Origin of the sequence: Streptomyces hilarionis, assembly GCF_024539675.1 — a bacterium.
GTDB lineage: Bacteria > Actinomycetota > Actinomycetes > Streptomycetales > Streptomycetaceae > Streptomyces > Streptomyces hilarionis.
Genome location: NZ_JAHHIT010000064.1, coordinates 47,899 through 57,214, shown reverse-complemented (window position 1 = coordinate 57,214; position 9,316 = coordinate 47,899). Strand labels below are relative to the sequence as shown.

Below are 9,316 nucleotides of genomic sequence, written 5' to 3'. Positions count from 1 at the left end.
GTGCGGGGCGCGGGGCGGGTGCCGGGGGCGTCCGCACGGCTCACCGCGCCGCCAGCCGCTCGATCAGGCCGAGGGATTCGTCGTTGTAGGCGGCGAGCATGGCGCGGGCGGTGCCGGTGTCGCGGGCGTACAGGGCGTCGACCAGTTCGGTGTGGCCGGACCACAGGCAGCCGCGCAGGTCGGAGAGGCGGCGCAGGTGCTGCACCGTGCACACCCAGGACTGCACCCGCAGCCGGTGCAGGAAGTCGGCGAGGTAGGGGTTGCCGAACAGGGCGCTCAACTCGCGCCAGAAGCGCAGGTCGTAGCCGATGAGGACGGTGAGGTCGCCGGCGGCCGCGGCCCGCTGGGCCTCCTCGCCGCGCCGGCGCACCCCCGCGATGGCGGCCGCGATCCGCGGCTCCTCGAAGTTCTGGTGGCCCTTTCGGCCCTCGTCGAAGGCGACGAACATCCCCTCGATGATCAGGCTCCGGGCCTCCAGCATGCCCCGGTAGTCCTCGACCGAGTACCGGGGGACCCGGAAGCCCCGGTGCTGGTCGGCCTCCAGCAGGCCCTGCGCCGAGAGGTCGACGAGGGCCTCGCGCACGGGGGTCGCGGAGACGCCGTACTGCTCGGCGATCTCCTTCACCGTGAACGCCTGTCCCGGCTGGAGCCGGCCACCGAGCACCTCGTCGCGGAGCGCGTCGGCGATCTGCTGGCGCAGGGTGCTGCGCGTCACGGCGCCGTTGCCGGTGCTGCCGGGCATGGTCGAGGCGTCTCCCTCGTCGGGTGCGGAGAATGGTGTGCTCGTCGTTATGTACGAGCACGCCACCTTACGCGTTCGACGAAATCAAGCCCCGTGTGCGCGACGGCCCCGGGACGGCCCCGGGACGGCCCCGGGACCGTTGCGGCGAGGGACGCTAGCCGGTGAACTCGTCGGCCGCCGAGAGGGCCGTGTCCAGTGCGGCGAGACCCTCCTTGACCTCGGCCTCGGAGACGTTGAGCGGCGGCACGAAGTGGGTGCGGTTCATGTTCACGAACGGCCACACCCCGGCCTTCTTGGCGGCGGCGGCGAAGGCGGCCATGGGCGCGTTGGCCTCGCCGGAGGCGTTGTACGGCACCAGCGGCTCGCGCGTCTCGCGGTTCTTCACCAGCTCGACGGCCCAGAACATGCCGACGCCGCGCACCTCGCCGACGCTCGGGTGCCGCGCGGCCAGCTCCGCCAGCCCGGGACCGACCACGGAGGCGCCCAGCCGCTTCGCGTTCTCGACGACGCCCTCCTCGGCCATGACGTTGATCGTCGCGACGGCGGCCGCGCAGGCCAGCGGGTGCCCGGAGTAGGTCAGCCCGCCCGGGTAGGGCCGCCTGGCGAAGGTCTCGGCGATCGCGCCGGAGATGGCGACGCCGCCCAGCGGCACGTATCCGCTGTTCACGCCCTTGGCGAAGGTCATCAGGTCCGGCGTCACGCCGTACAGGTCGGCCGCGAACCACTCACCGGTGCGGCCGAACCCGGCCATGACCTCGTCCAGCACGAACACGATCCCGTGCCGGTCGCAGATCTCGCGCACGCCGGTCAGGTAGCCGGGCGGCGGCAGCATGATGCCCGCCGTGCCCGGGACCGTCTCCAGGATGAGGGCGGCGATCGTCGCCGGGCCCTCGAAGGCGATGGTCGTCTCGAGGTGCTCCAGCGCCCGCGCGGTCTCCTGCTCCTCCGTCTCGGCGTAGAAGCGGGAGCGGTACAGGAACGGCGCCCAGAAGTGCACGACCCCGGCGGTGGCGCTGTCGGAGGCCCAGCGGCGCGGGTCGCCGGTGAGGTTCACGGCCTGCTGGGTGCCGCCGTGGTACGAGCGGTAGGCGGACAGCACCTTGGGCCGGCCGGTGTGCAGCCGCGCCATGCGCACGGCGTGCTCGACGGCGTCCGCCCCGCCGTTGGTGAAGAAGATCTTGTCCAGGTCGCCCGGGGTCCGCTCGGCGATCAGCCGGGCCGCCTCCGAACGGGCCTCGATCGCGAAGGCGGGCGCGAACGTGGTCAGGTGCGCGGCCTGCTCCTGGATCGCGGCGACGACCTTCGGGTGCTGGTAGCCGATGTTGGTGTAGACGAGCCCGCTGGTGAGGTCGAGGTAGCGCTTGCCGTCGTAGTCCCAGAAGTACGACCCCTCGGCGCCGGCCACGGCGAGCGGGTCGATGAGCTCCTGGGCGGACCAGGAGTGGAAGACGTGCGCGCGGTCCGCGGCCTTCACGGCGGCGCCGGCCCGGGGATCGGTCTGAGGGGTCATGCCGGTGAGCGTAAATGTCCGCGATGCGGAAGCGGTATCGGCGTCCTGTTCCGTGGACGGGCCGATAACGCGACAGGTTGTCGGGCGTGGGCGCCGCCGGGCGACGATCCCGGGAGCCCGCCATTGACAGCATTCTGTCCAACTGTCAGCATACTGTCATCTGTTCCACCCGTTCCCGTCCGAGGAGGAGCCATGACCCGCACAGCCACGAGCGGCGGACCCGGTGACGGCGGCGGACGCCTGCCCGTGCATCTCGCCGTCTACGACTCGCTGGCCGACTGGGAGACCGGTCACGCCACGGCGTACCTCGCCCGCGCCGGGTACGAGATCAGGACGGTGGGCCCCACCCGCGAGTCCGTCGTCAGCATCGGCGGCCTGCGCGTGCGGCCCGATCTCGCCCTGGCCGACCTGCGCCCCGAGGACAGCGCGCTGCTGATCCTGCCGGGCGCGGACCTGTGGGACGCGACCGACGACCTGGCCCCCTTCGCCCGGGCCGCGCGGGCCTTCCTGGACGCCGGCGTGCCCGTCGCCGCGATCTGCGGCGCCACCGCCGGACTCGCCCGCGAGGGCCTGCTCGACGAGCGGGACCACACCGGCGCGGCCTCGTTCCACCTGGCCGCCACGGGCTACGGCGGCGGCGCACGCTACGTCGAGGCGGACGCGGTGACGGACGCGGGGGAGGGCGCGGCGGACGCGGTGGGCGGCGGCGCCCTGGTCACCGCCGGCCCGACCGAACCCGTCGCCTTCGCGCGCGAGATCCTGCGGCTCCTCGGCGTCTACGAGGGCGAGAGCCTGGACGCCTGGTACCGGCTGTTCCACGACTCCGACCCGCAGGCCTACGCCGACCTGGAGAAGGCGACGGCCGGCCGGTGAGCCGCCCCCGCCAGGAACTGCTCAGCCGCAGCGCCCTCGGGGTCTTCCGGCTGAACGGCCAGTTCCTCGCCGTCGCCGAGGAGCTGGCCCGGCCCGGCGGCCTCACCGCCGCCCGCTGGCAGGTGCTCGGCGCCGTGCTGCGCGAGCCGCTTCCCGTGTCCGGCATCGCCCGCGCCATGGGCATCACCCGGCAGAGCGTGCAGCGCATCGCCGACCTCCTGGTGGAGGGCGGCCTCGCCGAGTACCGGGACAACCCGGCCCACCGGCGCGCCAAGCTGCTCGCGCCCACCGGGCGGGGCAGGGCCGCGGTCACCGCGATCGATCCCGGCCACGCGGCCTTCGCCGACCGGCTGGCGAGGGAGTTCGGCGAGGCGGAGCTCGCCGAGGCCGTCCACGTCCTGGAACGCCTGTCCAAGGTGCTGGACGGGCTGGAGCCGCCTGTTACGCAACCGTAGACACCGCGCCGCCCTATCCCCCGAACGGCCGGATTATTCTCGCCTCCACACACATGTCTCGATCACACATGTGGCGGAAAGGCGGCGCTGCGATGGAGAAGCTGGGCCCCGGGGACCCGCAGCGCATCGGCGGTTACCGGCTGCTCGCGCGGCTGGGCGCGGGCGGGATGGGACGGGTGTACCTCGCCCGCTCGGACCGGGGGCGCACGGTCGCCGTGAAGCTGGTCCGGCGCGAACTGGCCACGCGCGAGGAGTTCCGGGCGCGCTTCCGCCAGGAGGTGCGCAACGCCCAGCGGGTCGGCGGCTTCTGGACGGCGCCCGTCCTCGACGCGGACACCGAGGCCGCCGTGCCGTGGGTGGCCACCGGCTACGTGGCCGGGCCGAGCCTTCAGCAGGTCGTGAGCCACGACCACGGCCCGCTGCCCGAGCGGTCGGTGCGCATCCTCGCCGCCGGGCTCGCCCACGCGCTCACCAACATCCACGCGGCCGGCATCGTCCACCGCGACCTCAAGCCGTCCAACGTGATGGTCACCATCGAGGGGCCCCGGGTCATCGACTTCGGCGTCGCGCGGGCGCTGGAGAGCGTGGCCGCGGACGGCGGGCTGACCCAGACCGGCGCGGTCATCGGCTCACCCGGCTTCATGGCCCCCGAGCAGGTGCGCGGCGAAGGGGTCACCCCGGCCAGCGACGTCTTCTGCCTCGGCTCCGTCATCGCCTACGCCGCCACCGGCGCCCTGCCCTTCGGCGCGCGCGAGGACGGGGCGCACGCGCTGATGTTCCGCATCGCCGAGGACGAGCCGGACCTCGCGGGCGTCCCCGAGGGCATCGCCGACCTGGTCCGCGCCTGTCTGCGCAAGGACCCGGCCGCCCGCCCCTCCCTCGTCCGCGTCCTGGAGCTCACCGGGGTCGACGACACCGTCTCCGACGGCCGCTCCCGCGACCCCTGGCTGCCCAGCGCGCTGGTGGCCCAGCTCGGCCGGCACGCCGTGCGGCTCCTCGAGGTGGAGGACCCCGAGAACTCCGAGACCTCCGAGCACCGCGCTTACCCCGATAGCCCCGCCCACCCCGGCCGCTCCGCGGACCCGGCCGACGGGAGCGGTCCGGCCGGCGGTCTCCCGGCCGCCCGGTCCGGACACCGGCAGGCGGGCGCGGCGGCCGCCGAGGAGCACTCCGGGCCGCGCGGCCACCTGCCCGCGCCGGACCCCCGCCGCACCCTGGTCGCGGGCCCCGACGGCATCCCGACGCAGGCGCCCCCGCCGGGCGCGGACGCGCCCGCGCACCCCGCGTACGGCCACGCCCAGCAGCACCCGCAGCCCGCGCCCGGGTCCGGGCCGACGGACGGCTGGTCCGCGGCCCCCGGCATCCCCGCGCCGTACAACCCCTACGCCCAGGGCGACACGGGCGCGGCCGCGCCGCCGTACGACCCGTACGGGCCGGCCGACCCCGGCACGCAGGAGCCCTCGCGGCGCAGCGGCCGGACCACCCTGCTGCTCGTCCTGATCGCCCTGGTGGTCGCGGTCGCCGCGGGCGGCTCGGTGTACGCGTTCATGAACGGCGACGGCGGCGGGTCCGGCGGGAACCGGGAGGCCGGGTCCTCCGCCTCGCCCTCCGCGCGGGACTCGGCGGGGACGCCCTCGCCGTCCGCGTCCGGGGCGTCGTCCGCCTCCCCGTCCCCGTCCTCCTCGGCCGGTGCGGTGCCCGCCGCCTTCCTCGGCGGCTGGACGACCACGATCGAGAACGACAGCGGGACGAACACCCGCCGGCTGACCATCACCCAGGGCGAGGTCGGCGACGCCGTGCTCGCCCTCGTCGCCGACGGGGAGTCGTACCACTGCGAGTTCAGCGCCGCCCTCACCCGGCTGCCCGGCGCCGACGGGCCGCTGCGGATCGGACCCTCCAAGGTCACCGCGGGCCGCCCGCTCTCCTCGTGCAGCCCCGGCGCCGCCTCCGAGGTCACCCTCCTCGCCGACGGCAGGCTCGAACGCGTCAACACCGGGACGGGCGAGAAACTCACCTACACCAGGCGCTGAGCCCGGCCCGGCGACCCCGGCCCGGCCCGCTCACCGGGGCTCCGGCGGCCGCTGGCGGGGCATGTTGGGGCGGGCGTTCACCCCGGGCGGGGAGGGGAAGCGGCCCGGGCCCCCGCCGCCCACGTCCGGCCGGCCGGCCGAGGCGATCGCCGCCTGGATGCCCATGGGCGTCGGACCGGCCCGGAACTCCACCATCCAGTCGGCCGTCTCGGTGCGCACCAGGTCCGTGACGTCCTCGGAGAACCGTCGCAGCACCGCGAGACACCGCTCGGCGGCCTCGCTCGCGGTGCCCTCGGCGGGGCCCAGCACCTCCCGGACGCTCTCCGACGCCCAGTCGAACTGCAGCACCTGAAGCCGGCGCTGCACGGCCTGCGCGGTGGCCACGTCCCGCATCCAGCCGGACGTCACCCCGAAGAACCGGTCCACCGCGACACAGGACACCGCCAGCAGCAGCGCCAGATAGCCCCAGGGAGCCACCTCGCCCAGCACCCGGGTGAGGTCGAGCAGCGGCAGCGCGGCGCCGCACACCGCCCCGGTCGCCGCCCCCGCGCGCAGCACCCGCGCGACCCGCCGCTTCCACACCCGGTCGCCGAGGTACCAGGCGGCCGTCTCCAGCGCGCCGCGCTCCACCCAGCGGTACAGCTCGTCCAGCCGATCCGCGGGCTCGCCCCAGTCCCCGAGCGGCAGCGCCCGCCCGGTCAGGTCGCCCGGCCGCAGCCCGGCCGCGCCCTCACCCCGCCCGTCCTGGGGCGGACCCTCGGGCTGCATCTCCGGCTGCTGAACCACCCGGCACTCCCTACTGATCCCGATCGGTGGATCCCGACCGATCCCGATGACGCCGGCCCGGCCCGACGACGGCGACCGTCCCGGCCGGTCACGTCGCGTGACCCCCGCGACACCGATGCCGCCGCGCGGGACCTTTCCTACCGCCCAATGGGTGGCTGAGAGGAAGGTTTCCTCGCTTTTACGCCTGGAAGTGGGCCTTGATCAGGTATAGACCGCCCACGTAACTCACTCGAAAGAGTGCTGGGGCGACACCCGCACAGACCACGTAGGCTCGTGCCGAGCGGGGTGGAAACCGCTCGCAGGAACGCCCGACCGTCGTAGACCCAGGAGCTGATCGTGATTCCCGGTGGTGGCCAGCCCAACATGCAGCAGCTGCTCCAGCAGGCCCAGAAGATGCAGCAGGACCTGGCCCGTGCCCAGGAGGAGCTGGCGAACACGGAGGTCGACGGCCAGGCGGGCGGCGGCCTGGTGCGGGCGACCGTGACCGGCTCGGGCGAACTGCGGGCCCTGCGGATCGACCCGAAGGCCGTGGACCCGGAGGACACCGAGACGCTCGCCGACCTGGTCGTCGCGGCCGTCCAGGCGGCCAACGACAACGCGCAGGCCCTCCAGCAGCAGAAGCTCGGCCCGCTGACCCAGGGGCTGGGCGGCGGCGGCATCCCGGGTCTGCCCTTCTGACCCGGGCCGCGTGCCGGTCCGCCCTTACGCGGACCGGCCCCGGCCGACTACCGTACGTACGGCAAGGAACCCCAGGAAGGACGGCAGTCCGTTGTACGAAGGCGTGGTCCAGGACCTCATCGACGAGCTGGGGCGGCTGCCCGGCGTCGGTCCCAAGAGCGCGCAGCGGATCGCCTTCCACATCCTTCAGGCGGAGCCGACGGACGTACGGCGCCTCGCCCACGCCCTCCTGGAGGTCAAGGCGAAGGTCCGCTTCTGCGCGACCTGCGGCAACGTGGCGCAGGAGGAGCTGTGCGGCATCTGCCGCGACAGCCGCCGCGATCCCGCCGTCATCTGCGTGGTGGAGGAGCCCAAGGACGTCGTCGCGATCGAGCGCACCCGCGAGTTCCGCGGCAAGTACCACGTCCTGGGCGGCGCGATCAGCCCCATCGAGGGGGTCGGTCCCGACGATCTGCGGATCCGGGAGCTCCTCGCGCGGCTGGCCGACGGCACGGTCACCGAGCTGATCCTGGCCACGGACCCGAACCTGGAGGGCGAGGCCACGGCCACGTACCTCGCCCGCATGATCAAGCCCATGGGCCTGAAGGTCACCCGCCTGGCCAGCGGCCTCCCGGTGGGCGGCGACCTGGAATACGCGGACGAGGTGACCCTCGGCCGCGCCTTCGAGGGGAGACGACTCCTAGATGTCTGACGCCACGCTGCACGCGACCGAGCAGAACCCGGACGATTTCGCGGTCCAGATCGCGGACCAGATCGAGAGCTTCCTGGTGGCCGTCACCGAGGTGGCGAAGGGCGACGAGCCGGGCTCGGCGGTCCCCTTCCTGCTGCTGGAGGTCTCCCAGCTGCTGCTGGCCGGCGGCCGGCTCGGCGCCCACGAGGACATCGTCCCCGACGAGCGCTACGAGCCCGATCCCGGTTTCGAGCCGGACGCGGACGAACTGCGCGAGAACCTCGCCCGCCTCCTGGAGCCGGTCGACGTCTACTCCGAGGTCTTCGACCCCTACGAGCCCCGCAAGGCGCCCGTGCCGGCCCGGATCTCCGACGACCTCGCGGACGTCATCGCCGACCTGCGCCACGGCATGGTCCACTACCGGGCCGGCCGCACCACCGAGGCCCTGTGGTGGTGGCAGTTCTCCTACTTCTCCAACTGGGGCTCCACGGCCTCGGCGACCCTGCGCGCCCTGCACTCGGTGCTCGCCCACATCCGGCTGGACCAGCCCCTGGAGGAGCTGGACGGTCTCGACACCGACCAGTCGCCCCTGGGCGACGAGACGCTGGAGTTCGAGGCGGGCCGGGTGATGGCGGAGGAGATCGGGGCCCCGCTGCGCCTGGGCCAGACCCAGCGGTGACCGTCCCCGCCGATCACAGTCCCCACAGTCCCTTTCCCATCGCCGTGACCCCGCCCGTGAGCGCCAGGGTGAGGACGAGCCGCCGTGCCGGCGCTTCGGGTATGCGGCCCGCCAGGGCCCGGCCGGCGAGCGCGCCCACCGCCATCGCGCCGCCCACCCACGCCCACCGCGTCCCGCTCAGCTCCGGCACGCCGTTCGCCGCGACCGAGAAGGCGTTCACGACGACGCTGTAGAACTGCGCGTTCGGGACGAACTCCCGTACCGTCCAGCCCGCGTTGACGGCGTACAGCGAGATCGGGGGGCCGCCGACCCCCGCGGCCGAGTTCATGAAGCCGCCGGCCGCTCCGGCGACGACCGCGCCCCGGCCGCCGCGCAGGGCCGGGACGCGGGCGCCGCGCATGACCAGCAGCACCGCCACCGTCACCAGGGCGCCCATCACCGACAGGGTGACGGACGGCGGGAGCCGGCGGGTCAGCCAGGCGCCCGCCGGGACCGTGCAGGCGGCCGCCGCGCACAGCGGGACCATCGCGGCCGGGCGCACCCGGCGCCAGCCGCCGGCCAGTCCCACCACGCTGATCGCGCCCGCCGCGCAGTTCGCCAGGACGACCCCCTGGGCCGGGCCGAGCAGCAGCACCAGCGCGGGCACGGCCACCAGGGCGAAGCCCATACCGGTCAGCCACTGCACGCAGGAACCCAGCAGCACGATCCCCGCCAGCAGCGCCTCACTCGTCCCGCTCGTCATGGTGTACATGCCTACACGACGGCGGCGGCCGCCCCGTGAGAACCGGCCGGGCGCCGGACGTCCCCGGTGCGCGGGCCGCACGGGCCCGGGCCGGTGAGGTCCCCCAGGAGTGCGTGCGCAGCCGCACGACAGTGCTTGAAACTTAAGTCAC

Annotated in this window: 10 protein-coding genes; 6 read left to right on the top strand and 4 right to left on the bottom strand. The window is 74.4% G+C overall.

Features of this window, described 5'->3' with window-relative positions:
- Positions 1–40: 40 nt before the first annotated feature.
- Both KMS84_RS16970 and KMS84_RS16965 read right to left on the bottom strand, forming a co-directional pair.
- Positions 41–742: a GntR family transcriptional regulator gene (locus KMS84_RS16970; protein ID WP_256917066.1), complete on the bottom strand. Its 702-nt coding sequence runs from the start codon at positions 740–742 to the stop codon at positions 41–43.
- Between the two features lie 154 nt (positions 743–896).
- On the bottom strand, positions 897–2,252 hold the full coding sequence (locus KMS84_RS16965) for an aspartate aminotransferase family protein (RefSeq protein WP_256917065.1): 1,356 nt from the start codon (positions 2,250–2,252) through the stop codon (positions 897–899).
- Between the two features lie 192 nt (positions 2,253–2,444).
- Here KMS84_RS16965 and KMS84_RS16960 point away from each other — a divergent pair, with 192 nt between their 5' ends.
- The 3 genes from KMS84_RS16960 to KMS84_RS16950 all read left to right on the top strand — a co-directional run bounded on the left by KMS84_RS16960 (position 2,445) and on the right by KMS84_RS16950 (position 5,610).
- Positions 2,445–3,125 carry a DJ-1/PfpI family protein gene (locus KMS84_RS16960; RefSeq protein ID WP_256917063.1) on the top strand — a complete coding sequence of 227 codons (681 nt, stop codon included), beginning with the start codon at positions 2,445–2,447 and terminating at the stop codon, positions 3,123–3,125.
- Entirely contained in the window at positions 3,122–3,580 is a 459-nt protein-coding gene (locus KMS84_RS16955) for a MarR family winged helix-turn-helix transcriptional regulator (protein ID WP_256917061.1), read from the top strand. Before KMS84_RS16960 ends, KMS84_RS16955 begins: the two co-directional genes overlap by 4 nt.
- 92 nt (positions 3,581–3,672) lie before the next feature.
- A complete protein-coding gene (locus tag KMS84_RS16950) occupies positions 3,673–5,610 on the top strand; it encodes a serine/threonine-protein kinase (protein WP_256917060.1) in 1,938 nt (645 codons plus the stop codon).
- 30 nt (positions 5,611–5,640) lie between these two features.
- Here KMS84_RS16950 and KMS84_RS16945 read toward each other — a convergent pair whose 3' ends face one another.
- Positions 5,641–6,378: an SLATT domain-containing protein gene (locus KMS84_RS16945; RefSeq protein WP_256917072.1), complete on the bottom strand. Its 738-nt coding sequence runs from the start codon at positions 6,376–6,378 to the stop codon at positions 5,641–5,643.
- Positions 6,379–6,732: 354 nt separating this feature from the next.
- Between KMS84_RS16945 and KMS84_RS16940 the strand changes: the two genes are divergently transcribed.
- From KMS84_RS16940 to KMS84_RS16930, 3 genes are all read left to right on the top strand, one after another.
- Positions 6,733–7,074 (top strand): YbaB/EbfC family nucleoid-associated protein, encoded by a 342-nt coding sequence (locus KMS84_RS16940; RefSeq protein WP_256917059.1) that lies wholly within the window; start codon positions 6,733–6,735, stop codon positions 7,072–7,074.
- A 91-nt stretch (positions 7,075–7,165) separates the two neighbouring features.
- Positions 7,166–7,765 carry a recombination mediator RecR gene (gene recR / locus KMS84_RS16935; RefSeq protein ID WP_256917058.1) on the top strand — a complete coding sequence of 200 codons (600 nt, stop codon included), beginning with the start codon at positions 7,166–7,168 and terminating at the stop codon, positions 7,763–7,765.
- The gene (locus tag KMS84_RS16930) at positions 7,758–8,423 is read left to right on the top strand and encodes a DUF5063 domain-containing protein (protein ID WP_256917057.1); all 666 of its coding nucleotides are present in this window, start codon (positions 7,758–7,760) and stop codon (positions 8,421–8,423) included. The genes recR and KMS84_RS16930 overlap by 8 nt, the downstream gene beginning before the upstream one ends.
- A gap of 13 nt (positions 8,424–8,436) precedes the next feature.
- On the opposite strand, the gene KMS84_RS16925 is transcribed toward KMS84_RS16930, so the two are convergent.
- Positions 8,437–9,165, bottom strand: a complete 729-nt coding sequence (locus KMS84_RS16925; RefSeq protein ID WP_256917071.1) for a sulfite exporter TauE/SafE family protein — start codon at positions 9,163–9,165, stop codon at positions 8,437–8,439.
- Positions 9,166–9,316: the final 151 nt, after the last annotated feature.